29 protein-coding genes and 1 pseudogene are annotated in these 25,922 nt (G+C 72.3%); 15 read left to right on the forward strand and 15 right to left on the reverse strand.

What is annotated here, in order from left to right; all coding sequences use genetic code 11:
- Positions 1–2 precede the first annotated feature (2 nt).
- Positions 3–1,022: a FecCD family ABC transporter permease gene (locus IE305_RS14360; protein WP_190130314.1), complete on the reverse strand. Its 1,020-nt coding sequence runs from the start codon at positions 1,020–1,022 to the stop codon at positions 3–5.
- Between the two features lie 322 nt (positions 1,023–1,344).
- Positions 1,345–1,974, reverse strand: a complete 630-nt coding sequence (locus tag IE305_RS14365) for a heme-binding beta-barrel domain-containing protein (protein ID WP_190129947.1) — start codon at positions 1,972–1,974, stop codon at positions 1,345–1,347.
- Positions 1,975–2,223: 249 nt separating this feature from the next.
- Here IE305_RS14365 and IE305_RS14370 point away from each other — a divergent pair, with 249 nt between their 5' ends.
- On the forward strand, positions 2,224–2,589 hold the full coding sequence (locus tag IE305_RS14370) for a DsrE family protein (protein ID WP_190129948.1): 366 nt from the start codon (positions 2,224–2,226) through the stop codon (positions 2,587–2,589).
- A gap of 6 nt (positions 2,590–2,595) precedes the next feature.
- Here IE305_RS14370 and IE305_RS33775 read toward each other — a convergent pair.
- The 7 genes and pseudogenes from IE305_RS33775 to IE305_RS14400 form a co-directional block, all read right to left on the reverse strand.
- Positions 2,596–2,886: pseudogene (locus IE305_RS33775) on the reverse strand (DUF3099 domain-containing protein); the annotation flags it as partial.
- A gap of 134 nt (positions 2,887–3,020) precedes the next feature.
- On the reverse strand, positions 3,021–3,311 hold the full coding sequence (locus IE305_RS14380) for a DUF1416 domain-containing protein (protein WP_190129950.1): 291 nt from the start codon (positions 3,309–3,311) through the stop codon (positions 3,021–3,023).
- A gap of 45 nt (positions 3,312–3,356) precedes the next feature.
- The gene (locus IE305_RS14385) at positions 3,357–4,199 is read right to left on the reverse strand and encodes a sulfurtransferase (protein WP_190129951.1); all 843 of its coding nucleotides are present in this window, start codon (positions 4,197–4,199) and stop codon (positions 3,357–3,359) included.
- Between the two features lie 154 nt (positions 4,200–4,353).
- Positions 4,354–4,434, reverse strand: coding sequence for a putative leader peptide (locus tag IE305_RS33780; protein WP_373311649.1), 81 nt, complete (start codon positions 4,432–4,434; stop codon positions 4,354–4,356).
- 206 nt (positions 4,435–4,640) lie between these two features.
- On the reverse strand, positions 4,641–5,351 hold the full coding sequence (locus tag IE305_RS14390; protein WP_190129952.1) for an LmeA family phospholipid-binding protein: 711 nt from the start codon (positions 5,349–5,351) through the stop codon (positions 4,641–4,643).
- 143 nt (positions 5,352–5,494) lie between these two features.
- Positions 5,495–6,754, reverse strand: a complete 1,260-nt coding sequence (locus tag IE305_RS14395; protein ID WP_190129953.1) for a hypothetical protein — start codon at positions 6,752–6,754, stop codon at positions 5,495–5,497.
- Between the two features lie 10 nt (positions 6,755–6,764).
- Entirely contained in the window at positions 6,765–7,028 is a 264-nt protein-coding gene (locus IE305_RS14400) for a MoaD/ThiS family protein (protein ID WP_229890970.1), read from the reverse strand.
- A gap of 152 nt (positions 7,029–7,180) precedes the next feature.
- On the opposite strand from IE305_RS14400, the gene IE305_RS14405 reads away from it, so the two are divergent.
- From IE305_RS14405 to IE305_RS14435, 7 genes are all read left to right on the forward strand, one after another.
- The gene (locus tag IE305_RS14405; protein WP_190129954.1) at positions 7,181–8,920 is read left to right on the forward strand and encodes an ABC transporter ATP-binding protein; all 1,740 of its coding nucleotides are present in this window, start codon (positions 7,181–7,183) and stop codon (positions 8,918–8,920) included.
- Between the two features lie 158 nt (positions 8,921–9,078).
- Positions 9,079–10,977 (forward strand): ABC transporter ATP-binding protein, encoded by a 1,899-nt coding sequence (locus tag IE305_RS14410; RefSeq protein WP_190130316.1) that lies wholly within the window; start codon positions 9,079–9,081, stop codon positions 10,975–10,977.
- Positions 10,978–11,541: 564 nt separating this feature from the next.
- Complete coding sequence (locus IE305_RS14415) at positions 11,542–12,384, forward strand: response regulator transcription factor (RefSeq protein WP_190129955.1); 843 nt, start codon at positions 11,542–11,544, stop codon at positions 12,382–12,384.
- Between the two features lie 24 nt (positions 12,385–12,408).
- Positions 12,409–13,431: a LacI family DNA-binding transcriptional regulator gene (locus IE305_RS14420; protein ID WP_190129956.1), complete on the forward strand. Its 1,023-nt coding sequence runs from the start codon at positions 12,409–12,411 to the stop codon at positions 13,429–13,431.
- A gap of 137 nt (positions 13,432–13,568) precedes the next feature.
- Positions 13,569–14,561 carry a S1C family serine protease gene (locus IE305_RS14425; protein ID WP_190129957.1) on the forward strand — a complete coding sequence of 331 codons (993 nt, stop codon included), beginning with the start codon at positions 13,569–13,571 and terminating at the stop codon, positions 14,559–14,561.
- A gap of 82 nt (positions 14,562–14,643) precedes the next feature.
- Positions 14,644–15,387, forward strand: coding sequence for a response regulator transcription factor (locus IE305_RS14430; RefSeq protein ID WP_190129958.1), 744 nt, complete (start codon positions 14,644–14,646; stop codon positions 15,385–15,387).
- A gap of 7 nt (positions 15,388–15,394) precedes the next feature.
- Positions 15,395–16,852, forward strand: a complete 1,458-nt coding sequence (locus IE305_RS14435; RefSeq protein WP_190129959.1) for a sensor histidine kinase — start codon at positions 15,395–15,397, stop codon at positions 16,850–16,852.
- Positions 16,853–17,064: 212 nt separating this feature from the next.
- On the opposite strand, the gene IE305_RS14440 is transcribed toward IE305_RS14435, so the two are convergent.
- Positions 17,065–17,538, reverse strand: a complete 474-nt coding sequence (locus IE305_RS14440) for an ATP-binding protein (RefSeq protein WP_190129960.1) — start codon at positions 17,536–17,538, stop codon at positions 17,065–17,067.
- Positions 17,539–17,758: 220 nt separating this feature from the next.
- Between IE305_RS14440 and IE305_RS14445 the strand changes: the two genes are divergently transcribed.
- Genes IE305_RS14445 through IE305_RS14460 form a run of 4 tightly spaced genes read left to right on the forward strand, consistent with a single transcriptional unit; the run spans position 17,759 to position 19,182 of the window.
- A complete protein-coding gene (locus IE305_RS14445) occupies positions 17,759–18,610 on the forward strand; it encodes a helix-turn-helix domain-containing protein (RefSeq protein WP_190129961.1) in 852 nt (283 codons plus the stop codon).
- A complete protein-coding gene (locus IE305_RS14450) occupies positions 18,588–18,812 on the forward strand; it encodes a DUF397 domain-containing protein (RefSeq protein WP_190129962.1) in 225 nt (74 codons plus the stop codon). Before IE305_RS14445 ends, IE305_RS14450 begins: the two co-directional genes overlap by 23 nt.
- Entirely contained in the window at positions 18,809–19,006 is a 198-nt protein-coding gene (locus IE305_RS14455) for a DUF397 domain-containing protein (protein ID WP_190129963.1), read from the forward strand. Before IE305_RS14450 ends, IE305_RS14455 begins: the two co-directional genes overlap by 4 nt.
- Entirely contained in the window at positions 19,003–19,182 is a 180-nt protein-coding gene (locus IE305_RS14460; RefSeq protein WP_308440248.1) for a DUF397 domain-containing protein, read from the forward strand. Before IE305_RS14455 ends, IE305_RS14460 begins: the two co-directional genes overlap by 4 nt.
- A 395-nt stretch (positions 19,183–19,577) precedes the next feature.
- On the opposite strand, the gene IE305_RS14465 is transcribed toward IE305_RS14460, so the two are convergent.
- Positions 19,578–19,790, reverse strand: coding sequence for a hypothetical protein (locus IE305_RS14465; protein WP_190129964.1), 213 nt, complete (start codon positions 19,788–19,790; stop codon positions 19,578–19,580).
- A 111-nt stretch (positions 19,791–19,901) separates the two neighbouring features.
- Positions 19,902–20,486, reverse strand: coding sequence for a dihydrofolate reductase family protein (locus tag IE305_RS14470; protein ID WP_190129965.1), 585 nt, complete (start codon positions 20,484–20,486; stop codon positions 19,902–19,904).
- Positions 20,487–20,588: 102 nt separating this feature from the next.
- Between IE305_RS14470 and IE305_RS14475 the strand changes: the two genes are divergently transcribed.
- Positions 20,589–21,158 carry a TetR/AcrR family transcriptional regulator gene (locus IE305_RS14475; protein ID WP_190129966.1) on the forward strand — a complete coding sequence of 190 codons (570 nt, stop codon included), beginning with the start codon at positions 20,589–20,591 and terminating at the stop codon, positions 21,156–21,158.
- A gap of 91 nt (positions 21,159–21,249) precedes the next feature.
- Positions 21,250–22,194, forward strand: a complete 945-nt coding sequence (locus tag IE305_RS14480; RefSeq protein ID WP_190129967.1) for a hypothetical protein — start codon at positions 21,250–21,252, stop codon at positions 22,192–22,194.
- Here IE305_RS14480 and IE305_RS14485 read toward each other — a convergent pair.
- The gene (locus tag IE305_RS14485) at positions 22,191–22,724 is read right to left on the reverse strand and encodes a hypothetical protein (protein WP_190129968.1); all 534 of its coding nucleotides are present in this window, start codon (positions 22,722–22,724) and stop codon (positions 22,191–22,193) included. The genes IE305_RS14480 and IE305_RS14485 overlap by 4 nt on opposite strands.
- Before the next feature lie 196 nt (positions 22,725–22,920).
- Here IE305_RS14485 and IE305_RS14490 point away from each other — a divergent pair, with 196 nt between their 5' ends.
- Positions 22,921–24,078 carry a serine hydrolase domain-containing protein gene (locus tag IE305_RS14490; RefSeq protein WP_190129969.1) on the forward strand — a complete coding sequence of 386 codons (1,158 nt, stop codon included), beginning with the start codon at positions 22,921–22,923 and terminating at the stop codon, positions 24,076–24,078.
- Here IE305_RS14490 and IE305_RS14495 read toward each other — a convergent pair.
- Positions 24,075–24,962, reverse strand: coding sequence for an AraC family transcriptional regulator (locus tag IE305_RS14495; protein ID WP_190129970.1), 888 nt, complete (start codon positions 24,960–24,962; stop codon positions 24,075–24,077). The two genes, IE305_RS14490 and IE305_RS14495, sit on opposite strands and share 4 nt — an antisense overlap.
- Positions 24,963–25,071: 109 nt before the next feature.
- Complete coding sequence (locus IE305_RS14500) at positions 25,072–25,845, reverse strand: hypothetical protein (protein ID WP_190129971.1); 774 nt, start codon at positions 25,843–25,845, stop codon at positions 25,072–25,074.
- Between the last annotated feature and the right edge of the window lie 77 nt (positions 25,846–25,922).

Below are 25,922 nucleotides of genomic sequence, written 5' to 3' on the forward strand. Positions count from 1 at the left end.
GGTCACGACCCCCCGAAGACGTAGCCGCGCCGCCGCATCAGCAGTACGAAGCCGGGCACCCCGATCAGGGCGGTGATCACGCCGACGGGCAGTTCCACGGGCGCCAGCAGCAGCCGGGACACCAGGTCGACCCAGACCAGCAGCACCGCGCCCAGCAGTGGCGCCACGGCCAGGACGCGGCGGTGGCCGGCGCCGACGAGCATGCGGGTGACGTGCGGGACCATATGCCCGACGAAGCCGATGGCGCCGCTGACGGCGACCACGGCGCCGGTGACGGCGGCCGTGACGAGGAACAGGCCGCGGCGCAGCCGTACCGCGTCGACGCCGAGGGCGGCGGCCGTCTCGTCGCCCATGGCCAGTGCGTTCAGGCCGCGGGCGGACCACAGCAGCCAGCCGGTGCCGGCCAGCACGGCGGCCGCGGCGATGGGCAGCGAGGACCAGGTGGCGCCGCCGAGGCTGCCGAGCAGCCACATCATGGCGGAGCGGGCGGCCTCGCCGCGGTCGGCGCTGAAGACCATGAGCGTGGTGACGGCGGAGAACGCGTAGTACATGGCGCTGCCGGTCAGGACGAGCCGCAGCGGCGTCAGCCCGTGGGCGGTGCGGGCCACCGCGTAGACGAGGGTCATGGCGGCGAGGGCGGAGGCGAAGGCGGCGCCGGACAGCGCCCAGACGCCCAGCGAGCCGAGGGCGCCGAAGAGGAGGACGGCGTTGGCGCCGACGGCGGCGCCGGAGGAGATGCCGAGCACGAACGGGTCGGCGAGGGCGTTGCGGACCATGGCCTGCACGCCGACGCCGACGGCGGCCAGCCCGGCGCCCACGACGGCGGCGAGCAGGGCCCGGGGGAGGCGCAGCTCCCAGACGATGGTGTAGGCGGCGACCTCGTCCTGCCGGATCGTTCCGCCGGTCAGGCCCGCCCAGAGGTAGTGGAGGGTGTCGCCCCAGCCGACGCCGGAGGCGCCGAGCGCGGTGCAGCACAGCACCGACAGGGGGAGCGCGGCGGTCAGCGCGCAGAGGAGGGGCAGGAGGGGGACGCGGCGGGGGGGCGGGTGGCGCCACGGGGACGGCCTCGCTGTCGTCGGGCCGCGTCCGTACGGGTAGCAGGGCGCCCCGGTCCGGGGCGCGAGGTGTGCCGCCGCCGGTGGGTCCCTCCCTCGCAGTCCACGGCGAGTGTGCGGGAAGTGCTCGTGCGAGCCGCACGCGCCGCGGGCGATCGGGCTCACGGGCGGAGGCTTACGCAGGTGCGTAGAGGCTTGCCTCCGCCCGCTTACCGTTGCGGGTCAGCGCCGGATTCTCACCGGACTTCCCCCGCGGGGCGTGGTGGTGCTGCTGGTGTGACGCGCGTGCTTACTTGTCGTCCGGCTTGTCGGCCGGGGACTCGACGCCGGCCGTCGGGTCGAACGGGGTGCCGTCCTCGCGGAAGAAGGCCACGCCGTCGGGCATGTCCTCCGGCAGGCTCGCCGCCCACGACTGGAGGTCGGGGACCTTCTTCAGCTGGGCCGACATGTACGGCCGCAGCGGCACCTCGGGGGTGGCCTTCTCGCCGACCCACAGCAGGTCGCCCTTGACGTACCCGTACAGGCGCTTGCCGCCGGAGTACGGGCCGGAGGCGGCCGTGCGTGCCACCGCGTCGGTGGCCAGGTCGATCTGCGGCTTCTTGTCGGCCAGCTCGCCGTACCAGACCTCGACGATGCCCTGGTCGCGGATCATGACGACCTCGACCTTGCGGTCCTTGTCGATCCGCCAGTAGCCGCTCTCGGTCTCCAGCGGGCGCACCTTCTTGCCCTCGGAGTCGAGCACCCAGGTGTGCGAGACGTACTCGAGGAAGTCCCGGCCGTCGTGGGTGAAGGAGAGCTCCTGGCCGAAGTTGCACTTCTCGGCACCGGGGAAGTCGGCGACGCCGGCACCCTCCCACTTGCCGAGGAGGAAGACCAGGGGCACCAGGTCGGGGTGGAGGTCGGACGGAATCTCGATCATGAGCTCAGGCGATCTGTAGGGGGTGCGTGCGGACGACCGGCTCAGCGCTGGCCCTGGTACAGCTTCTTCCAGGTCAGGCCCGCGAAGGCGAGAACGCCGACGGCGACCAGGACCAGCAGGGTGGTGAAGACTGCCTCAAGCACGAGCGCGCTCCTCGTTCGGAGTGAGGAATGTACGGACCGCCGCCGAGTCTAGTCGGCCGGGCCCGGCGCGGCGCGTGCGGGTTTGGGCTGCGCCTAGAGTGACGGCATGGCGAAGAAGCTCGTGATCAAGGTGACGGCGGGCGCGGACGCGCCCGAGCGGTGCTCGCAGGCGTTCACGGTGGCGGCCGTGGCGGCGGCCAGCGGCGTCGAGGTGTCGCTGTGGCTGACCGGCGAGTCGTCGTGGTTCGCGCTGCCGGGCCGGGCGGCGGAGTTCGAGCTGCCGCACGCGGCCCCGCTGCCGGACCTGATCGAGGGCATCCGCGCCGCCGGCGGCCTGATCACGCTGTGCACGCAGTGCGCGGCGCGGCGCGGGATCGAGGAGAAGGACCTCATCGAGGGTGCGCGGATCGCGGGCGCGCAGGTGTTCGTGAGCGAGGCGATGGCGGACGGCGTGCAGGCGCTCGTCTACTGACGTGTCTCAGCGGCCCCACTGGTCGGGCGGCTGCTTCCGCTTCCCGTCCAGCTCGTCCCACCACTCGTCGGACTTCGGGTCGCCGGACGGGTCGTCCCACCAGCGGTCGTCCGGGCCGCGGCGGTTGGCCACGATCGCCGCGACCGGCGGGATGACCATGGCGAACAGGCACAGCCCCACCGCCGCCGGCACCGACCAGAGCCGCACCACGGCCCACGCCAGGACGAACAGCCCGATGCAGGTGCCCATCATGGCGAAGTAGAGGTGACGTCGCCGCGCGTACACCTCTTCACCGTACGTCCGCGGGGCGGCCGGCGCGACGACGGCCCGGAGACGGCACGAAGGGCCGCACCCTCCCTCACGGCGTCCAACCCCGGGGTGCGGCCCTCCGGCCCGATCGGCGGCGCCCTTCGGGCGCCCCGCGGCGTTTCTCAGACGGCGATGGCGACCTCCGTCAGCGCGCCCTTCTCGCTCACCACGACCGTCCGGTCGGCGGTTGCGCCGGGCACCAGGGCCCGTACGGTCCACGTGCCCTCGGCCGCGTAGAAGCGGAACTGTCCGGTCGCGGACGTGGGCACCTCGGCGGTGAACTCGCCATCGGCGTCCAGCAGCCGCACGTAGCCGGTCACCGGCTCGCCGTCGCGGGTCACCGAACCCTGGATCGTGGTCTCACCGGGCTTCGCGCCCGACGCGTCGGGGCCGCCGGCCTTCGCTCCACACATGTGCTGCAATCCCTTCGCTTCTGTTTCGCGTTTCGCGTTCCGCGGCTACTGCGCGCCGAGCTCGATCGGCACGCCCACCAGCGAGCCGTACTCGGTCCAGGAACCGTCGTAGTTGCGCACGTTGGGCCGGCCGAGCAGCTCGTGCAGCACGAACCAGGTGTGGGCCGAGCGCTCGCCGATGCGGCAGTACGCGATGGTGTCCTTGCCCGCGTCGACGCCCGCGGCGGCGTAGAGCTCGGCGAGCTCCTCGTCGGACTTGAAGGTGCCGTCGTCGTTGGCCGCCTTCGACCAGGGGATGTTGACGGCGGTCGGCACGTGGCCGGGGCGCTGCGACTGCTCCTGCGGCAGGTGGGCGGGGGCCAGCAGCTTGCCGCTGAACTCGTCGGGGGAGCGCACGTCGACGATGTTGAGTTCGCCGATCGCGGCGAGCACGTCGTCGCGGAAGGCGCGGATCGCGGTGTCCTGCGGCTGGGCCTTGTAGGTGGTGCGCGGGCGCTGCGGGACCTCGGCGACGAGGTCGCGCGAGTCCAGCTCCCACTTCTTGCGGCCGCCGTCCAGCAGACGGACGTCGCGGTGGCCGTAGAGCTTGAAGTACCAGTAGGCGTAGGCCGCGAACCAGTTGTTGTTGCCGCCGTAGAGGACGACGGCGTCGTCGTTGGCGATGCCCTTCGCCGACAGCAGCTCCTCGAAGCCTGCCTGGTCCACGAAGTCGCGGCGGACGGGGTCCTGGAGGTCGGTCTTCCAGTCGATGCGAATGGCCGACTTGATGTGGTTCTTGTCGTACGCGGAGGTGTCCTCGTCGACCTCGACGAGAACGGTCTTGGGGTCGCCTGCGTCGATGCGGGCCTGTACCCAGTCGGCGTCCACGAGGACGGCGCTGCGGCTCATGCTGTTTCTCCTCCGGGGCTGGTGCGGTGTGTGCCGGCGGCGACGCGCGGCGGGCGTGCGGCCGCCACGCGCCGGTGCGATGGAGCGGGATGGAGATGTGCGAGGTGCGGAAGGGCCGCGCGGGGCGGCCGGGGGAGCCGGAGGCGGTTCCCCGTCAGACTCGGCGACACAGCATGGCGGACACGCGGCACAGGTCGACTGCCCGCCGCTTCGTGAGATCCGCCTGTCGTTGCATGGGATGGATGGTAGGGAGACGGGGGGACGCCTGTCACCGCCATGCCGGAATATGAGACAGATTCGGCCACATGGTGGGACCGTACGGCCCTGAGCAGTGGCTTCCGGTCGTCCCGCGACCCCCGGCGGCCGGATTCGTACTGGCCTGCGGACGCCGGCGTCTCGACAAGCGGAACGCGCGCCGTCCTTGACGGGAGGAGGCGGGGCTCAGCCCGCCAGGTTGAGGTCCGTGCCCGTGAGGGTGATGTCCACGCCCTTGGGCGTGGCGACGACCTTCTCCAGCTTGAGGCCCTTGGGCAGGCCGGTGATCTTCCGCTCGAAGTCGGTGCGGGAGCGCACGGCCGCCTCGGCGCCCGGCAGGCCCTGCCCCGGGACCTCCTTGGCCCGGACGCGCACCGTGTCGCCGTTCACCACGGTCAGCGAGGAGCGCACCTCGCCCCGCATGGGCCGGCCCATGACCGAAACCGTGCCCGTGACCTTGACCTCGTCGGGGGCGCCCCCGCTGTACGACACGGAGAGGTCCTCGGCGCCCTGGCCGGCGGCGGCCTTCGCGAGGTCCGCGTACGAGAGGTGGGCGGTGCCCGTCGCGCTGCCCGCGACGGCGGAGGTGTAGCTGCTGTTCACGCGGACGTCGCGCAGGGTGGCGTCGAAGCTGCTCACCCGCACCGTCCGGTCACCGGCCGACGCGGTGACGCCCTGGTCCAGCTTGATCTCCACCTCGTCCAGCTGCGAGGAGGCGACCTGCGTGAGGAAGGGGAAGCCCTTGATCGAGACCTCGGGGGTGGCGGCGAGGCCCTGGCTGCTGCGTATCTTCTCCGCGGCCTGGTCCTCGGCGAACCAGACGGCCGCGCGGTCCGCGCCGACGAGGATTCCGCCGAGGACCACAGCGGTGATCACAAGGTTGCGTATGAGGCGCATGCTGGTCGTTCCCCCCACGATCGGCAGGTCGGTCCTGTCGTGTCGTTCTGTCCGGCAGGCCCCCTGGCCTGTCCAGTGAGGGTAACCGAGAGGGGGCCGGGCCCCGCCGGGCCCGGCCCCCTCGGCCGTGTGGGTGTGCCGGATCAGGCCAGGGCCCGGCCCAGGACGTAGACGGCGGGGGCCGCCAGGGCCAGCGGCAGGGCCACGCCCGCCGTCATGTGCACGAAGCGGGACGGGTAGTCGTAGCTCGCCACCCGCCGGCCGACCAGGGCGCACACGCCCGCGGCCAGGCCCAGCAGCGCGCCCGTCGGCCCCATGCCCGTGAGCTGGCCGCCGGCGACGCCCGCCCCGGCCGCGGCGATCAGCGCCACGACGAGGGAGACGGCGGACGGCAGCGGCAGCGCCGCGGCGACGACCGCGGCGGCCACGCCCAGGGCACCGGCGACCACCGCGTCGGGGTCCGCCGCCAGATGCCCGGCGGCGATCACCGCGAGGGCCGCCGAGGCCGTGGCGGTGGTCAGGCCGTACAGCCGCTCGTCCGCCCCGGCGTGGCTGCGCAGCTGGAGCACGAGGGTCAGCAGGATCCAGACGCCGAGCGTCCCCAGCAGCACGGTGGGTGCCTTCACGACGTCGCTCGCGCCCACGGCCAGCAGTGCCACGTCGGCGACCACGCCGCCCAGGAACGCCAGGGCGATGCCCTGCCGCGCCGGCCACATGCCGTTCAGGCGGAACCAGCCGGCCGCCGTCACCGCCTGGAGCAGCACCACGGGCACGGCCAGCACGGGCCGGGCCAGCGGCGCGGCGACCGCCAGCAGCGCCGCGAGGACGGCCGTGATCAGCGCCGGCTGGAGCCCCGGCGGCAGGATCTGCGGCCGGCCCTCGGCCTTCGCCTTCTCCGCCGCGGTCATCGGCCGCGCGGGCTCGGGGCCGGGCTCGGGCTCCGGCTCGGCGAAGGGCTCGGCGAACGGCTCCGCGAGAGCTGCGGCTGCCGGGGCGGCGGGTGCGGGCTCGTACGGCGCGTAGTTCTGGTGCGAGTTCTGGCGCGCGGCCTCCTCGGTGTACGCCGTCTGCCACTCGCCCGCGCCGTACGACGCGTCAGCAGGCGCGGGCGCGGGTGCCGGTGCCGGCTCCTGCGGGACCAGCGGCCGTTCCCACGTGTGGGTCTCCCACGTGGGGGCCTGCCACGTCTGGGTCGGCTGCTCCTCCTGCTGCGCCTGCGGCCAGGCGGCGGCCGGAGCGGCCGCGTGCTGCCCGTCGTAGGGGTAGGCGTACGCGCCCTGACCCTGGGAGTGCCCCTGCGACTGCCCCTGCGGCTGCCCGTGGGACTCGTACGACTCGTAGGAGCGGTACCGCTCCTGCTCCCCGTACGGGTCGTACGGGTCGCGGTGATGCTGTTCGTTCATGCTGCCGGGGTCACCCTCCTGCGAAGGGCGGGAGCACCTCGACCGTGCCGCCCTCGGTCAGTCGTACCGTCGAGTGGTCGCGCGTGCCGACGGGGTCGCCGTCCACGAGGAAGGAGCACCGCGTCAGCACGCGGGCGAACTCCGGTTCCGCCGCGTGCGCCTGCCGTGCCGCCGCCAGGGCCTCGGCCAGCGTGCCCGCCGCGTACGGCTCCTCGGCCGTACCGGCGGCGGCCTTCGCCGCGGCCCAGTAGCGGAGCGTGCCTCTCGTCGCCACGGTCGGCCCCTTTCCTCTCTCCGGCTTCTCCGCGCTTCTCCGCGCTTCTCCGCGCTCCTGTGTCGCCTCCATGATGACGGGTGCCACGCGCCGCCCGGCCCCCGGCGGTAAAGGGGAGGCTCCGTGCCGAACAGCTCGCATAGGCTGCTTGTGTGTTGGTGCGACTTCTCCGGACCTACGTCCGGCCCTACTCCGGAGCGATCACGCTGATCGTGCTCTTGCAGCTCGTTCAGACTCTCGCAACGCTCTATCTGCCCACCCTCAACGCGGACATCATCGACAAGGGCGTCGTCAAGGGCGACGCCGGGTACATCCTGACCACCGGCGGCGTGATGCTGGCGGTGACGCTGGCGCAGGTCGCCTGTGCGATCGGTGCCGTCTACTACAGCGCGCGCACGTCCATGGCCATCGGCCGGGACCTGCGCGCGGCGGTCTTCGACCGGGTGCAGTCCTTCTCGGCCCGGGAGGTCGGCCAGTTCGGCGCGCCGTCGCTGATCACGCGGACGACCAACGACGTCCAGCAGGTCCAGATGCTGACCCTGATGACGTTCACGCTGATGGTCTCCGCACCCATCATGTGCGTCGGCGGCATCGTGATGGCGCTGGAGCAGGACGTGCAGCTGTCCGCGCTGCTGCTGGCCGTGATCCCCGCGCTCGCGGCCATCGTCGTCCTGACCGTGTGGCGCATGCGCCCGGTGTTCCGCCGTGTGCAGGAGCACATCGACACGGTGAACCGGGTGCTGCGCGAGCAGATCGCCGGTATCCGCGTCATCCGGGCCTTCGTCCGCGACGACCACGAGAGGAAACGATTCCGGGGCGCCAACACGGCACTGATGGACGTCTCCCTGCACGCCGGCCGGCTGATGTCGGTGATGTTCCCGGCCGTGATGCTCGTGGTGAACGTGTCCTCGATCGCCGTCGTCTGGTTCGGCGGGCAGCGCATCGAGGACAACGGCATGCAGGTCGGCGCCATGACCGCGTTCCTCAGCTACCTGATGCAGATCATGATGGCCATCATGATGGCCACCTTCATGTTCATGATGGTGCCGCGCGCCGAGGTCTGCGCCGAGCGCGTCCAGGAGGTCCTGGCCACCGACTCCAGCGTCGTGCCGCCGGCCGCGGACACGGCCGTCTCCGCGCTGCGCCGCCGTGGCCACCTGGAGCTGTCGGGCGTGGAGTTCCGCTACCCCGGCGCCGAGGAGCCCGTCCTCAAGGACGTCTCGCTCGTCGCCCGGCCCGGCGAGATCACCGCCGTCATCGGCTCCACCGGCAGCGGCAAGTCCACGCTGCTGAGCCTCGTGCCGCGGCTGTCCGACGCCACCGCCGGCACCGTCACGGTCGGCGGTGTCGACGTGCGCGAGCTGGACCCGGCCGCGCTGGGCGGCGCCGTGGGCCTCGTCCCGCAGAAGCCGTACCTCTTCTCCGGCACCATCGCCTCCAACCTGCGCTACGGCCGGCCCGAGGCCACCGACGAGGAGCTGTGGCACGCGCTGGAGATCGCCCAGGCCCGTGACTTCGTCGAGTCGATGGAGGGCGGCCTGGACGCCCCGATCGCCCAGGGCGGCACCAACGTCTCCGGCGGCCAGCGGCAGCGCCTCGCCATTGCCCGTGCGCTGGTCCGCAAGCCGGACATCTACCTCTTCGACGACTCGTTCTCGGCGCTCGACTACGCCACCGACGCGCGGTTGCGCGCGGCGCTGGCCCGGGAGACCGGCGAGGCGACGGTGCTGATCGTCGCGCAGCGCGTGTCGACGATCCGCGACGCCGACCGCATCGTGGTCCTCGACGAGGGCCGTGTCGTCGGCACCGGCACCCACACCGAACTGATGGGCACGAACCCCACGTACCGGGAGATCGTCCTGTCCCAGCTCACCGAGGAGGAAGCGGCGTGAGCGCCCCGCAGAAACCCGCCGGGGAGGCCGCCGAGCCCAAGGCCGGTGGACCGGCGGACGGCATACCCGGGCCGGGCGGCCCCGCCGGCAAGCCCGGCGGCAAGCCCGGTGCCGCCCCCCGCAGAGGTCCCGCCCCGGCCACCGGCATGGCCCGCTTCATGGGCAACCAGCCCACCGAGAAGTCCATGGACTTCGCCGGCTCCAGCCGCCGGCTGCTGGGCCTGCTGCGCCCCGAGCGGGCGCTGATCTGGCTCGCGCTGTTCTTCGGCGTCGCCAGCGTGACGCTGGCGGTCATCGGCCCCAAGGTGCTCGGCCACGCCACCGACCTGATCTTCTCGGGCGTGGTGGGCAAGAGCCTGCCGGCCGGCATCGACAAGGCCCAGGCGCTGGAGCAGATGCGCCAGCACGGGCAGGGGAAGATCGCCGACGTGCTGTCCGGCGTGCACTTCACGCCCGGCCGCGGCATCGACTTCCACGCGGTCGGTGTGGTGCTGCTGTGGCTGCTGGGCATCTACGCGGTGGCGTCGCTGTTCGGCTTCTTCCAGGCCCGTATCGCCACCACCGTGGTGCAGCGGGTGGTCTTCCGGCTCCGCGAGGACGTCGAGCGGAAGCTCGGCCGGCTGCCGCTGAGCTACTTCGACAAGCAGCAGCGCGGCGAGATCCTCTCCCGGGCCACCAACGACATCGACAACATCGCGCAGTCGCTCCAGCAGACCCTCAGCCAGATCATCACCTCCGTGCTGACCATCGTCGGCGTGCTGGCGATGATGTTCTGGATCTCGTGGCTGCTGGCGCTGGTCGCGCTGGTCACCGTCCCGGTGTCGGTGATCGTGGCCGCCCGGATCGGCAAGAAGGCGCAGCCGCAGTTCGTGGCCCAGTGGAAGTCCACCGGCAAGCTGAACGGGCACATCGAGGAGATGTACACCGGCCACACGCTGGTGAAGGTCTTCGGCCGGCAGAAGGAGTCGGCGGAGGCGTTCCGCCAGGAGAACGAGGAGCTGTACCTCGCCGGCTACAAGGCGCAGTTCATCTCCGGCATCATCCAGCCGGCGATGATGTTCATCGGCAACCTCAACTACGTGCTGGTCGCCGTCGTCGGCGGGCTGCGCGTGGCGAGCGGTTCGCTGTCGATCGGCGACGTGCAGGCGTTCATCCAGTACTCGCGCCAGTTCAGCCAGCCGCTGACGCAGGTGGCGTCGATGGCCAACCTGGTGCAGTCCGGGGTGGCCTCGGCCGAGCGGGTCTTCGAGCTGCTGGACGCCGAGGAGCAGAGCCCGGAGGCGAAGGACGCGAAGCGTCCGGAGCGGGTGCGCGGCGAGGTCGCGTTCGAGAACGTGTCGTTCCGCTACGAGGCGGACAAGCCGCTCATCGAGGACCTGTCGCTCACGGTGCGGCCGGGCCAGACGGTGGCCATCGTCGGCCCCACGGGCGCCGGCAAGACCACGCTGGTCAACCTGCTGATGCGGTTCTACGAGGTGGGCGGCGGCCGGATCACCCTGGACGGCACCGACATCGCGGCCATGCCGCGCGAGGAGCTGCGCTCGCACATCGGCATGGTGCTCCAGGACACCTGGCTGTTCGGTGGCTCGATCGCGGACAACATCGCGTACGGCGCCCCCGAGGGCACCTCGATGGACAAGATCGTCGAGGCGGCGAAGGCCACCCACGTGGACCGGTTCGTCCGCACCCTGCCGGACGGCTACGACACCGTGATCGACGAGGAGGGCTCGAACGTCAGCGCGGGTGAGAAGCAGCTGATCACCATCGCGCGTGCGTTCCTGGCCGAGCCGGAGATCCTCATCCTGGACGAGGCGACGAGCTCCGTCGACACCCGGACCGAGGTGCTGATCCAGCAGGCCATGGGCCGGCTGCGGACGGGCCGCACCAGCTTCGTCATCGCGCACCGCCTGTCCACCATCCGGGACGCGGACGTGATCCTCGTCATGGAGTCGGGCCGGATCGTCGAGCAGGGCGCCCACGAGGAGCTGCTGGCGGCGGACGGTGCGTACGCGCGGCTGTACGCGGCGCAGTTCGCTGAGCCGGTGGTGGAGGCCTAGGCGAACGGTGGCTGCTACCGGCGTACGCCGGTGCGGGAGCGGGCGCGCGCGGCCTTCGTGCGCGCCCGCCGTTGTCCGTACCGCCCCCACGGGCGGGCGGCGGCGGCATGGTAGCGCTGGCCCGGGGCCGGGCGGGCGCGGCAGACTGTCCGTGCGGAGCACCGCCGGCCGGGCGGCCGCCCCGCGGTTTCCCACCGGGCGCGACCGTCAAGGGCGCGATGCGATGACCACTCGAAGTGACCGACGAAACACAAGGTCCTGCAAAGTCGCCCGGGCCCGGGGAAGCCACCTGGGTTATTCTGCTGCGCAGAGAGGATCCGGGCAGAGAGGCCCCCGGGTCCTTTTGTGCATTCTGTGGATTCGGACGCGTCTGTGCGCGGAGGACCGCACACCGCACGAGAGCAGCGGGCCGCACGAGAGCCGTGGCCTGCACGAGAGCAGTGGACGAGCAGTGCCCCACACGTCCTCGTAACGAGGAGGAGCCGACGTCATGGGCGAGCGAAGCGCACGACAGCACGGACCCGGCCGGCCACGGCCGGCGCACGGGGAGGCCGGTGCCCGCCGATGAGCTCCCTGTTGCTGCTGACCAATGCCCTGCAGCCGTCCACCGAGGTGCTGCCCGCCCTCGGTCTGCTGCTGCACAGCGTGCGGGTGGCCCCCGCCGAGGGCCCGGCCCTGGTGGACACCCCGGGCGCCGACGTCATACTGATCGACGGCCGGCGTGACCTGCCCCACGTGCGCAGCCTGTGCCAGCTGCTGCGCTCCACCGGCCCCGGCTGCCCGCTCCTCCTGGTCGTCACCGAGGGCGGCCTGGCGGCCGTCACGGCCGACTGGGGGGTGGACGACGTACTGCTCGACACCGCCGGCCCGGCGGAGGTCGAGGCCCGGCTGCGGCTGGCCATGGGGCGGCAGCAGATCTCCGCGGACGACAGCCCGATGGAGATCCGTACCGGTGACCTCTCGGTGGACGAGGCCACGTACAGCGCCAAGCTCAAGGGCCGGGTCCTCGACCTGACCTTCAAGGAGTTCGAGCTGCTCAAGTACCTCGCCCAGCACCCCGGGCGGGTCTTCACCCGGGCCCAGCTCCTCCAGGAGGTCTGGGGCTACGACTACTTCGGCGGTACGCGCACGGTGGACGTGCACGTACGGCGGCTGCGGGCGAAGCTGGGGCCGGAGCACGAGTCGCTCATCGGCACCGTCCGGAACGTCGGCTACCGCTTTGTGCTGCCGGAGAAGTCGGAAAAGCCGGAGAAGGCGGATAAATCAGAGAGGGTCAGCGATTCGAACGAATCGAACGCCTCGCATAACACCGCGAACCCGGACAAGCCCTCCGCCGCATCACCGGCCGCCGCCAAGAAGGCGCGGGCGGCCGTCGACGCCGGGACGGCTCGACCGGTGAAGCGGTAGGTGGACCCGCGTAGACTGCCGCGCGTGGCCAAGGTGACGCGGGACGATGTGGCACGACTGGCGGGTACGTCGACCGCGGTCGTCAGCTACGTCATCAACAACGGACCGCGCCCGGTGGCACCGGCGACGCGGGAGCGGGTGCTGGCCGCGATCAAGGAGCTGGGGTACCGGCCCGACCGGGTCGCCCAGGCCATGGCCTCGCGCCGCACCGACCTCATAGGCCTGATCGTCCCGGACGCGCGCCAGCCCTTCTTCGCGGAGATGGCGCACGCGGTCGAGCAGGCCGCCGCGGAGCGCGGGAAGATGGTCCTCGTCGGGAACTCCGACTACCTCGACGAGCGCGAAGTGCACTACCTCCGCGCCTTCCTGGGCATGCGCGTCTCCGGCCTCATCCTCATCAGCCAGGGCCCCAGCGAGACGGCCGCGATGGAGATCGACGCCTGGGACGCCAAGGTCGTGCTGATGCACCGCCGGCCCGACGCCATCGACGACGTCGCCGTCGTCACGGACGACATCGGCGGCGCCCACCTCGCCACCCGCCACCTGCTGGAGCACGGCCACCCCTACGTGGCCTGCCTCGGCGGCACCGAGCGCACCCCCGTCGTCGGCGACCCCGTCACCGACCACGTCGAGGGCTGGCGGCGCGCCATGCGCGAGGCCGGCCGGTCCATCGAGGGCCGCCTCTTCCAGGCTCCGTACAACCGCTACGACGCGTACCGCGTGGCGCTGGAGCTGCTCTCCGGCCCCGACCGCCCCCCGGCCCTCCTCTGCGCCACCGACGACCAGGCCATCGGCGTCCTGCGCGCCGCCCGCGAACTGCGCATCGACGTGCCCGGCGAGCTGGCCGTCGCCGGCTTCGACGACGTGAAGGAAGCCGCCCTCACGGACCCGCCGCTCACCACGGTCGCCTCCGACCGGCAGGCCATGGCCCGTTCCGCAGTCGACCTGGTGCTGGACGACTCGCTGCGCATCGCGGGCACGCGCCGCGAGCGGCTGAAGCAGTTCCCCAGCCGCCTGGTGATCCGCCGCTCCTGCGGCTGCGGCTAGACCGTCCCCGGCCGGCGGGTTGCGGGCTTGATCCACTCTCGCGGGATCAAACCTCTTACGGCGCGCGTACACGCTTCTGTGCGCATCCTCACCGCTCCCTCAGACTGTTCTCAGATTCGCGGAGCACAGTCATAGGCATGACCGACGAGACGCCGCAGTACCCGCCGCCCCCGGCGTACGCCCCGCACGCGCGCTACGCCCACTTCGAGGAGCTCCCGGCGCAGCCGGCCCCCGCGCACCCGGAGCAGTCGCACCGGCGCAGGCGCGCCCCGCGCCCCGTCGCCCTCGTCGCCGCGTGCGCCCTCGTCTCCGCCCTGGCCGGCGGTGGCGCCGCCGCGCTCGTCGGCGAGCTCACCGGCGGCGGCCACGGCACGAGCGCCTCGACGCCCGTGCAGAACGTCTCCGCCAAGGGCACCGGCGTCTCCGCCGTCGCGGGCGCCGTCAGCCCCAGCATCGTCGAGATCAAGGCCGCCACCTACTCCGGCCAGTCCACCGGCTCCGGCGTGATCATCACGGGCGACGGCGAGGTCGTCACCAACAACCACGTGATCGCCGGCGCCGACACCGTCAAGGTCACCCTCAGCGACGGCAGCAGCAAGACCGCCAAGGTCGTCGGCACCGACGCCGACAAGGACCTCGCCCTGCTGAAGATCCAGGGCGCGAAGGGCCTCAAGGCCGCCAAGCTCGGCGACTCCGGCCGGCTCCGCGTCGGCGACCAGGTCGTCGCCATCGGCTCGCCCGAGGGCCTCACCGGCACCGTCACCAGCGGCATCGTCTCCGCCCTCAACCGCGACGTCACCGTCTCCAAGGAGGAGGACCGCGGCGGCGGCCGCCGGCAGGGCGGCTCCCCGCTGTGGCCGTTCGAGTTCGGCGGCAACCAGTACAACGGCGACACCGGCTCGTCCAAGACCACGTACAAGGCCATCCAGACGGACGCCTCCCTCAACCCCGGCAACTCCGGCGGCGCCCTGATCAACATGAACGGCGAGATCATCGGCATCAACTCCGCCATGTACCCGGCGGGCGGCGCCTCCAGCGAGACCGCCGGCAGCGTCGGCCTCGGCTTCGCCATCCCCGTCAACACCGTCAAAGCCGACCTGGAGAAGCTGCGCGCGGGCGGCAACGCGTAGGCCGGGGCCGGACACCGGCCCAGGTCAGGCGTAGGTTGTGTGGGCAGGAGGCCCCGACGACACCGAGAGGCAGAGCCCGCCCATGAGCAACGGCGACCAGCCCGCCCGCGCCGCCCGCATCCTGGTCGTGGACGACGAGCCCGCCGTGCGCGAGGCGCTGCGCCGCAGCCTCGCGTTCGAGGGCTACACCACGGAGCTGGCCGTCGACGGCCTCGACGCCCTCGACAAGGTGGCCGCCCACGTCCCCGACCTCGTCGTACTCGACGTCCTCATGCCCCGCATGGACGGCCTCACCGCCGCCCGGCGGCTGCGCGCCTCCGGCGTCACCCTGCCCATCCTCATGCTGACCGCCCGCGACACGGTCGGCGACCGGGTCACCGGCCTGGACGCCGGCGCCGACGACTACCTCGTCAAACCCTTCGAGCTGGACGAACTGCTCGCCCGCATCCGCGCCCTGCTGCGCCGCAGCTCCTACGCGGCGCCGGCCGGCGACACCGCCGGCGCGCCCGAGCACCAGGACCTGGTCTTCGCCGACCTGCGCATGAACCCTGCCACGCGCGAGGTGACCCGCGGCAGCCGGCGCGTGGAGCTCACCCGGACCGAGTTCACGCTGCTGGAACTGTTCCTGGCGCACCCCCGGCAGGTCCTCACGCGCGAGCAGATCCTCAAGGCGGTCTGGGGCTTCGACTTCGAGCCCTCCTCCAACTCCCTGGACGTGTACGTGATGTACCTGCGCCGCAAGACGGAGGCCGGCGGCGAGCCGCGGCTCGTGCACACGGTGCGCGGGGTGGGGTACGTGCTGCGGGCCGAGGGCGGGACGGAGTGAGAACGCGATGAGCACCGCCACGGGGTCCGGTCCCGGTGCGGGGTCGTCCGGTGCTGGTCCGTCCGGCTGGCTGACGCGCTTCCGCCGCCTGCCGCTGCGCTCCCGCCTGGCGCTGCTGACGGCCGCGGCCGTCGCCGTCGCGGTGGCCCTGGCCGCGGGCGCCTGCTGGTTCGTCGCCAAGGAGCAGCTGGGCAACCAGCGCGACACGACCCTCACCAACGTGCAGCCCGACGAGGACTACCTGCGCAACCTGCTGAGCAACTGCGGTGCCCGGCCGCCCGGCCTGCCACCCGCGCCCAACGCGTACACCGTGCAGATCATCACGGCGAACGGCGTGGTGTGCACGACGCCCGGCAAGTCGCCGATCACCGTGCAGGCCGAGGACCTCGCCGTCCTCGACGGCCGCGAGAACCAGGTGCTGCACGACGCCCGCGCCGCCGACGGCACCCGGCTCCGCGTCGCCACCTCCCGCAACGACCGGCTCCGCAACGCCGCCGTCTCCGTCGCGCAGCCGCTCAGCGACATCGACAAGCCGTTGCAGTCGCTGGCGGTCGTCCTGGTCGTGACCGCGGGGGTGGGCGCGCTGGCCGCGGCCATGGCCGGCCTGGGCATCGCACGTGCGGCGCTGCGCCCGGTGGACCGGCTCACCGACGCCGTCGAGCACATCGCGCAGACCGAGGACCTGGCCGTGCGCATCCCCGTGGACGGGGAGGACGAGATCGCGCGCCTGTCGCGGTCGTTCAACTCGATGACGGCGGCGCTCGCGTCGTCGCGCGACCGCCAGCAGCAGCTGATCGCCGACGCCGGGCACGAGCTGCGCACGCCGCTGACCTCGCTGCGGATGAACATCGACCTGCTGGCGCGGAGCGAGGAGACCGGCCGGGCGCTGCCGCCGGAGGACCGCAAGGAGCTGCTGGCCAGCGTCCGGGCCCAGATGACCGAGCTGGCGGCGCTGATCGGCGACCTCCAGGAGCTCTCCCGCCCGGACGGCCCCCCGGACGGCCCACCGCAGGTGGTCGCCTTCCACGAGGCGGCGGAGCGCGCCCTGGAACGCGCCCGTCTGCGCGCCGCGGGCGCGGGCCTGCGCATCGATGCGCGCATCGACCCGTGGTACGTCCGGGCGGAGCCGGCGGCGCTGGAACGGGCGGTGGTCAACGTCCTCGACAACGCGGTGAAGTTCAGCCCGCGGGGCGGCACGGTCGAGGTGCGGCTGACGAACGGCGAGCTGACGGTGTGCGACGAGGGCCCCGGCATCCCGGACGACGAACTCCCGCACGTCTTCGACCGCTTCTGGCGCTCGCCGTCGGCCCGCGGCATGCCGGGCAGCGGCCTGGGCCTGTCGATCGTGGCCCGAACGGTACGGCAGGCGGGCGGCGAGGCGACGCTGGACCGGGCGGAGGGCGGCGGAACGATTGCGCGCGTACGGCTGCCGGGGGCACCGACGGAGCCGCCGCCGCTGGGGTGAACGAGTGAATGCACGTGCAGTTGAACGTGCGCCTGCACAAGAAAACGGGCAACTTGAGGTTGTTTTCCGGTCGTTGTGGCGTGGTTTTTCCCAATGGCCGACACCGTCCTCTAGCGTTTCCCGTATGACACGCGCTCGGGGGAGTCGCGACGATCACGCGACATGTGCGGTGAACGTAGAAGGTCGGACAGAAGGTCACACAGAGGGGCCGGTCATGGGGCGCCCACCAGGGCACCCTCCCGCCCCACCTCGCACCAGAGCAATTTCCCGGTGAGCCCGGGAAAGTCCTCGTCCAGACCCCAGCTGCCCCAGTTGCCGGCGCACCGGCGCACGACGAGCAGCCCACGGCCGCCGTCGGCGTCGGTGTCGACGGCGGGGACGGCACCCCGGCCCAGCTTGACGGGCCGCATGAAGGGCTCGGGGATGTCGGGGCTGGTGTCCCAGACGCTGATGCGGACGGTGGAGGGCCCGACGAGCTTCAAACGGATCTCGGCGGGCCCGTCGGAGTGGAGATAGGCGTTGGTCACGAGCTCGCTCACGACGAGCTCGACGACATCGGCGAGCTCGTCGAGCCCGTGACTCTCCACGACGCCGCGCAAAGTGAGCCGCGCGATGCGCGCGGAGCGCGCGTCATGCGGGAGGGTGAGGGAGTAGGACCAGGGGTTCTCCGGTGATGCGTCGGCCATGGGTGGCTCCTTGCGCGCGAGCTGTGCGGGGTGCCGCTGTGTGGTGCGGTGTCATTGCCGGGGGCCGAGGCTCCGGTGCGCTTCCGCGGGGGCGGCGGGTGGGAGGACACGACGGTAGGGCAGGTGCTGATACGCCTACCAGCGGTTCGGTGGGAGGGATGCAAAAAGCGCTCGTGTGGGTGACGGGGCCCTTTGGTGCGCCGCCCTACAGTTGGGGCTCATGCGGCCCACGAATCCACCAACCCTCCGACAGCGCCGACTTGGCGCGGAACTGCGCAAGCTGCGCGAGCGCGCGGGGCTGTCCTCCACGGCCGCGGCAGCACACTTCGGCTTCCAGCAGACACGCATGAGCATGATCGAGGCCGGCCGCTACGCGGTGAGCGCGGACCGCGTGCGCGCGATGGCGCGCGCGTACGCGTGTGCGGACGACGAGTTGATCGACGCACTGGCGGACATGACGGGTGGCCGGACGAGGGGCTGGTGGGACGAGTACCGCGAGTACCTGCCCGCGAGCTTCGCGGACTTGGCGGAGCTGGAGCATCATGCGTGTGCGCTGCGGGTGGCGTTGGTGATGCATGTGCCGGGGTTGTTGCAGACGCTCGACCATGCTCGGGCCGTTATCCAGGCAGGGGCGCCCACCTATCGTGCGTTCGAGGTCGAACATCGCCTGTCACACCGAATGAAGCGCCAGGCGGTGCTGCACGGTGACAGGGCCGTGCCGTACGCCGCAGTGATCCACGAGGCGGCGCTGCGGATGCAGTTCGGCGGCGCCGACACCGTTCGCGGCCAGTTGCGACACCTGCTTGAGATGAGCGAGTTGAGCAACGTCACCATCCGTGTGATCCCGTTCAGCCGCGGGGCATTCCCAGGCACCGGTCAGCCGTTCGACTATGTCCTTGGCCCCGTTCCGCAGCTCGACACCGTGCAGCTCGATGCCGCTCACGGCTGCCAGTTCGTCGACGCCGAAGCGGAGCTGGCCAAGTACATGGCCCTGGTCGAACGGATGGAGGAGAGCGCCCTCGGCGCCGTCGAGACGCGCGACTTCATCCATGACCCGCTGCGCAGCATGTGAGAGGTGGAGTGTGCTCGGCTACCAGTGGCGCAAGTCGTCGTACAGCGCGGACGCGTCGAACTGCATATACGTCGCCACGACGGGGGATGGGACCTGCCTCTTACGGGAGAGCGACGACCCTGGCGTGGTCCTGGCGCTCGCCCCCGGCTGCCTTGGCGCGCTGTTGCGCCAGATCAGGCTGGGTTCGGTTGGCGCCCGATGAGCACGGCGGGGCACCGGTGGCAGAAGTCGTCGTTCAGCGCCCAAGCCAGCAATTGCATCAACGTCGGGGTGACGGACGACGGCTCGCTGCTCCTGCGGGAAAGCACCGCCCCGGACGCCGTCCTAAACGTCCCCGCCGCGGCACTGCGCGGACTCCTCAGCGTGCTACGTTCCGGCCCGGCAGGTGATCAGTGAGCATCCCCGGGCCCCGGTGGCAGAAGTCGTCGTTCAGCGGCGATGCCAGCAATTGCATCAACGTCGCGGCGACGGGCGACGGCTCGCTGCTCCTGCGGGAGAGCGACGCGCCGGACACCGTCATCACCCTCTCCGCCACGGCGTTGTGCGCCCTCCTGCGCGCGCTGGCTCGGTGAGTACTGGCGGGGCGCCGGTGGCGGGAAGCCGCCGTTCCACGACGATGCCGGCAACCACATCGGCACCGCGCCGGACACCAGCCCAGCCCGCGCTGCTGCGGGCGATCAAGGCGGGCCGCTCAGGGCCGCTCCGCGGGGCTGGGGCGTGTCCGGCGGATCATGCAGTGCCCCGTAGGGGCGCGGGGCGGTGTTGATCTGCGGCTCCGCCGCGTGGGCGCGATCGGCCGGCGACGGCCCGCAGCTGCCACGTCACCCCGGGGCCCGACTGCGGGCGCGTCGTGGCTTGTCGCGCAGTTCCCCGCGCCCCTTACGGGGCGCCGCGTGCCGAGCCGTCGCGCGGGATGCGCCGGACGCCGTCCTCACCGTCCCCGCCCGCGTCCTGCGTAACCGGAACGTCAGACCAGGCCCTCGGCCGGGTTGGGGATCTGGAGGAGCTGGCTGCCGAGAACGTCCGCCTCCACTACGCCGTCCGCCAGGGCCGTGACCGTACCGCCCAGGAGGTTGGCGTCCACATCTGCGTGGGCCGGGGTCGCCAGCGCTGCGCTGCCGAGGCCCAGGAGGAGCGTGGCGGTGGCGGTGGCCAGGATGCGGTGGAGGGTGCGCTGCATGGGGTCTCCTCGTCGCGGGGCAGGGGGGACGTCCAGGACGATCTACCACCGCGGGCCGCTCCCAAGACGACGTACGCCCCCGCGCAAGGGTGCGCGCGGGGGCGCGCGCCGTCAGCGGACGCGGACGTACCGCCGTACCAGCACCCCGTTGTCGAACGTGCGGACCGACTCCAGGGAGAAATCCGTGACGGAGAAGCCCGCCCCGAACATCGGCGTGCCGGAGCCGTAGACCTGCGGGTAGGTCTTGATGATCAGCTCGTCGATCTCGTCCAGGAGCTCACCCGCGACCTGCGAGCCGCCGCAGAGCCAGATGTCCTGTTCGTGGTCCTCCGCCTTCAGGCGGCGGACCGTGCCGACGAGGTCGTCGTCGATGAGCGTGACATTCGGGTCGGGCGACGGGCCGAGCGTGCGGGAGGCGACGTACTCGCGCAGGTGCCCGTAGGGGCTCGTGATGCCCATGTCGAGGGCGAGTTGGTAGCTGCTGCGGCCCTGGACGACGGTGTCGAAGCGGCGGTTGGGCAGGCCGTCGAGGCCGAGCGCCGCGCGGCCGGCGGCGGAGACCGTCTCGGGGTACTCGGCCCCTAGGAACTGGACGAACTCCTCGTTCAGGAAGGCGTACATGGACGACGCGTCGCCGTCCGGGTCACCGATGAAGCCGTCGATGGAACAGGCGACGAAGTACGTGAGCTTGCGCAAGGCGGTTCTCCCCCCGATAGGCTGTGCACACCTTGAAACCACTGCATGCATAGTGCTCCATCTGTAGTGGTTGCGCAAGAGCTCCCAGGGAGGAACCCCGACATGGCCAGGAACCCGGCCCGTAGAACCGCCCTCGTCGACGCCGCCATCGAGGTGCTGGCCCAGGAAGGGGCGCGCGGGCTGACGTTCCGGGCCGTGGACGCCCGGGCGGGGGTCCCGGCCGGCACCGCGTCCAACTACTTCGCGAACCGCGACGAACTGTTCACGCAGGCCGGCGCCCGTATCCACGTCCGGATGACCCCGGACCCGGCCCAGGTCGACGTGGCCATGCGACCGGCCCCGTCCCGCGAACTCGTCACCGAGCTCATGCACTGGCTGATGCGGCGCATGACGGAGGAGCGCACGGGCTACCTGGCGCTGCTGGAGCTGCGCCTGGAGGCCACCCGGCGCCCCGCGCTCCAGGCGGAGCTCACTCGCGCCGTCCGCGCCGAGCTGGAGGAATCGATCCGCTTCCATCTCGACGCGGGCCTGCCGGGCGACGCGGACACCGTGCGCGTCCTGTACCTGGCGATGACCGGCCTGCTGCTGGAGCACTTCACGCTGCCCGGCGTGTTGTCGGACGTCGATCTGGAACGCCTCGTCGAGACGGTGGTGGAGCGGATTCTCCCGTAAGGGAGGAGGAGCATGTGCTCCGCCGCGCGGCGGAAACGGTTCGTCCCGCCGGCCGACGCCCACCGCACGGGTGCGGCAGCAAGCTGATCGCATGAACCCGAAACACCTCCGCACCGTGGCGATCGCCGCGTGCCTGCCGTACCTGTCCCTGAAGGTGGCGTGGCTGGCCGGGAGCACCGTCGGGATACCGGAGGGCAGCCCGCTGCGGACGGCCGGCACCGCGCTGAAGGCCGTCAACGGCCTGACCGTGCTGATGGACGCGTGCGTCGTCGTCCTGGCGCTGGCCCTGACCAGGCCGTGGGGACGGCGGATACCGGCGTGGCTGCTGGTGCTGCCGATGTGGACGGCGGTGGGCCTGCTGACGCACATCGCCGTCGGTTTCCCGGCGCAGCTGGTGCTGCGCCTGGCGGGCGTCACGCAGCCGCAGGACCGCACGGGCGGGGAGCCGTTCCTCGACGAGTGGGTCTTCGACGTCGTGTACGGCGGCTTCATCGTGCAGGCGGTGGCGCTGGGAGCGCTGTTCGTGCTGTACGCGCGGGCGAGGTGGGGCCACCTGTGGCGGGGCCGCATCGGCGACCCGGGCCGGGGTGGCGTGCCGTGGGCGGCCGTGGCGGCGGCGGTGCTGACGGTCGTGCCGGTCACGGCACACGCGGTGTGGGCGTCGGGGTCGGGCCTGGGGCTGCCGCCGGAGACGGCACGGCGGTACGGGCCGGACGCGGCGGTCGCGGACGGCGCGTTCGTGCTGTACGCGGTGGCGGCCGCGGTGGGCGTCGGCCTGTGGGCGGCACGGCGGCGTACGGGGGTCGTCGCCGTGCCGGTACGGGTGCCGTTGCTGCTGGCGGGGGTGGGTTCGGCGGCCACGGCGTGCTGGGGCGGCTGGCTGCTGCTGGCGGCGGCGACGGCGCCGGGGCGCGGCGACGAGGCGGTCACGGCGGCGATGCTGGCCACGTACGCCGTGCAGGTGCTGGTGGGCCTGCTGATGCTGGCGGCGGGCGCCCGCGCGCTCTCCGGCCGGCAGCGGGTGGGCGCGGCCTAGCCCACCCAGCCGCGCAGCAACGCCTCCCGCTCGGCCCTGCGCGGCGACCCGCCGCCCTCCCACGTGCGGCCCCATTCCGCCATGGCCGCCAGGGTCGTGGCCATGGTGGCGGCGCCCTCGGTGAGGCGGGAGAGGAGGGCGAGGGAGAGGTCGGTCTCGGTCCGGGAGTAGCCGATGGCCGCGGCGACGTAGGCCGACAACTCGCGGTTGCCGCCGGTGGATGCGATGCGCACGGTCAGCAGGGACGGTGCCTGGCCCGGCAGGCCGGGGCCGGGGCCGGTCAGGGCCAGGTCCATCACCGTGCCCAGAGCCATGTCCGTGACCGCGCCGACCTGCCGCTTCAGGGTCTTCACGGGGACGTCCACGACGGTCAGCCCGTGCACGTCCTCCCACGGGTAGAGCCCGGCCTGCCCGTCGCCGAGCGCCACCACGCCCTCGGGCGCCAGCCGTATGCCGGGAGCCTGCCCGGACGGCTTGGCGCCCACGTACACGTCGCCACCGGCGATCCAGAACAGGCCGACCATGGCCATGCGTTGCCCACTTCCGCGCACACGTCGAACGATGAGGTCGACTGCGCAACGGACGAGGAAGCCGGCGGAGTTCCCGCCCCGCGCCTGTCGGGGGCGGCTCAGGGGCCGGTCAGGGACGGATCAGGGTGATCACGGATGGGTGGCGAGGGCCCGGGGCGAGAGGGTGGGACCAGTCGATTCCTTCTCGGAGCATCTCATGCGCCCCTTCCCGCACACCGCTCGCCGCCTGGCAGTGGCCGCGATCGTTCTCGCCGCGCTCACGGTGGGTGCGACCGTCCCCGCCGCGAGCGCTCAACAGCCTCGTACCGTCGCCACTGTCGTGGCCTTCGCTCCCGCACCCGTGCGGGAGTTGCTTGGCCGGCTGCCCGATCCGGTGGTCGCCGGCGCGCTGGTGAGCGTGACGGACGGCGGCCGGGCCGCGCCGTGGACGGGTACGGCGGGGGAGGTGCCCCGCGACGCGCGGTTCCGCATCGGCAGCGTGACCAAGATGTTCACCAGCACGGTCGTGCTCCAGCTGGCCGCCGAGCACCGCATAGCGCTCGACGCACCCGCCCGCCGCTACCTGCCCGACCTCATACCGGCCGCCTACGGGGCGGTCACCGTGTGGCAGCTGCTGGACCACACCAGTGGCCTGCCGGCCCCGGCCGGCATACCCGGGCCCGCCGACGGCCCCGGCTGGTGGCTGAAGGGCGTGTCACCGCAGGAGGTGGTGCACAACGCGTTCGCGGCTGCGGAAGCCAAGGGAACGGGACAGCCTCCGGCGCCCGGCAGCGTGCAGCAGTACAACGGCGTGAACACGTTCGTCGCCGGGCTGCTGGTCGAGAAGGTGACCGGCCGGTCGTACGCGGCCGAGCTCACGCGCCGCATCATCCGCCCGCTGGGCCTGCGGAACACCAGCCTGCCCGCGCCGGACGACATATCCGTCCCCGGGCCGCACGCCCGGGTGTACGTGGGCGGGGACGAGGTGACCGAGCAGAGCCCGTGGGCGTGGGCGGAGGGCGGGATGATCTCCACCGCGGCCGACCTGGACCGGTTCGTCACCGCCTTGTTCCGTGGCCGGCTCCTGCCGCCGGCCGAGCAGGAGCTGGCCTTTGCGGTGCCGGAGGTGCCCAGTGCCCCGGCCAACAAGAACTGCATCAACGGAAGGAGCTGTTTCAGCGCCGGTGGCCTGATGCGGGTCACGCTGGAGAACGGCGTCACGGTGTGGGGCAAGACCGGTTCGCTGCCCGGATGGACGAACGGGGCGTTCGCCACCCGGGACCTGAAGCGCCGCGTGGTCTACTCGCTCAACCCCACGGGCACCGCCTCGGAACGCCCCTACGTGATGGGGGTCGTCAACGCCGCCTTTGCCTAGGCGGCCGGGGAGGTCCGCTCCACGGGGATCCACAGCTCGGCCTCGGCCTCCTTGCCGTCCGGCGTGACGTGGCAGACGCGCAGGATCTCCGGGCCGGGGCGGGTGGCGTACGGGTTGGAGGGGAACCACTGGGTGAAGACGTCCCGCCAGAGGAGCTGGAGGGCGTGCGGGAAGGGGCCGGTGCTGGTGAAGACGGCCCACGTGCCGGCGGGCACGTCCAGGACGTCGGCGCCCTCGGGGGCGTCGGCACCGGTCACCACGCCGTGGTGGTAGTCCAGCTCGGTGCCCTCCGCGCGGCTGGGGTCGAGGTTGACGCTGGCGCTGACGATGCCCTGCGGCTCCTGGTCGGACAGCCCGGCCAGCCGGTCGAGCGTCTCCCGCCCGATGCCCCGGACGAACTCGGCGATGGCCTGGTTCACCCCCGAGTGCACCAACGGCACCCGGGTCGACGGGCCCACCACCCGGAACGCGTCCTTCTCCACGATGCGGTACCGCATGTCGCTGCTTCCTTCGACGACGAGACGGAAGGACATCCGGGGCTGGGAACGCAACGTCGCCCCGCCGCGCCGGGCCTCGCCGGGACCGACCCCGTGCACGGCACGGAACGCCCGGGCGAACGCCTCGCCCGACCCGTACCCGTACCGCACGGCGACCTCCAGCAACGTCCGCCGCCCGTCGAGCACCTCGGCCCCCGCGAGCGTGAGCCGCCGCCGGCGTACGTACTCCGACAGCGGCATCCCGGCGAGAGCCGAGAACAGCCGCCGGAAGTGGTACTCCGACGTCGCGGCCACCCGCGCGAGCTCGGCCACGTCGACCTCACGGGGCTCGGGCTGCCCGATGCAGTGCTCGATGTGGTCCAGGGCCTGGTTGAGACGGTCCAGCACGCGGACTTCCTTCCTTGCTTACGTCCCCGACGCTACGGACGGGGCCGGTACCGGACCCGACATCCTGTGCCCGATCGGATCGGGTCGGGACGGGGCGGGACGGGACGGGTCAGGAGTCCCAGGGAAGCCGCACGGCTTCGATGAAATGGTCTCCGAGCAACGCCCCGATCAGGGCAGCGGGCCCGGCCACCTTGGTGCCCCACAGGTCCCAGTCGGTGTACGTGACCCAGGACCGGTCCTCGGGCCACAGGTTGGAAGGGCTGGACCGGTGGCCGGGGTGGTCGTAGAGCGCAAAGGCGTCGCCGAGCCGGCCGGCGAGAACCCGGTGGTCGTCGAAGTCCTGCTCCTCGGTGAGCAGAGGGTTGTAGAAGGCCAAGCACCGCGTGCCGGCCCCCTCGGGGCTGTGCGCGATCAGCACCTCGATCAACCGGTCCCACGTCGGCCGGTCGAGGGCCCCTTCGGTGGGTGTCTCCAGACCGGCGGGCCACCCACCGTCGGGCAACCGCCCGTCGGGCGCACTGCGGTACGAGGGCAGGTAGCCGGGAGCGACCACAGGATCACCGGTCCGCCGCGCCAGTTCCGCCCACCGCAACCGCCGGTACCCGCCCCCGGGATGCTCGGCGCGTCCGAGCCCACCGCTGTACACCCCACAAGGCACCGGCGCACCCATGGCCTCCCGGCTGCTGCGCACCAACGCGTCACGGGAGAGCTCCCCGGGCCCGTCCACGTGTTCGTACATGGCGTTGAGCACCCACGCGGCGTCCTCATAGAGCCCGGACGGCACCTGGAAGCCGGTGGTGCCGTACGGATCGTCGTTCAGCTCCACAAGCCAGCGAGCCTCGCTCGCAGGCGCCACGGGCCACAGGGCGGATATCTCGGACACACCCGGAATTCTCCACGGTGCCGCCCGCGCGGCTTCACCCAGGGCGGAACGCCGTTCCCTTTCCCCGGCGTCCCCGG

It is taken from the genome of Streptomyces mashuensis (assembly GCF_014654785.1).
Lineage (GTDB): Bacteria > Actinomycetota > Actinomycetes > Streptomycetales > Streptomycetaceae > Streptomyces > Streptomyces mashuensis.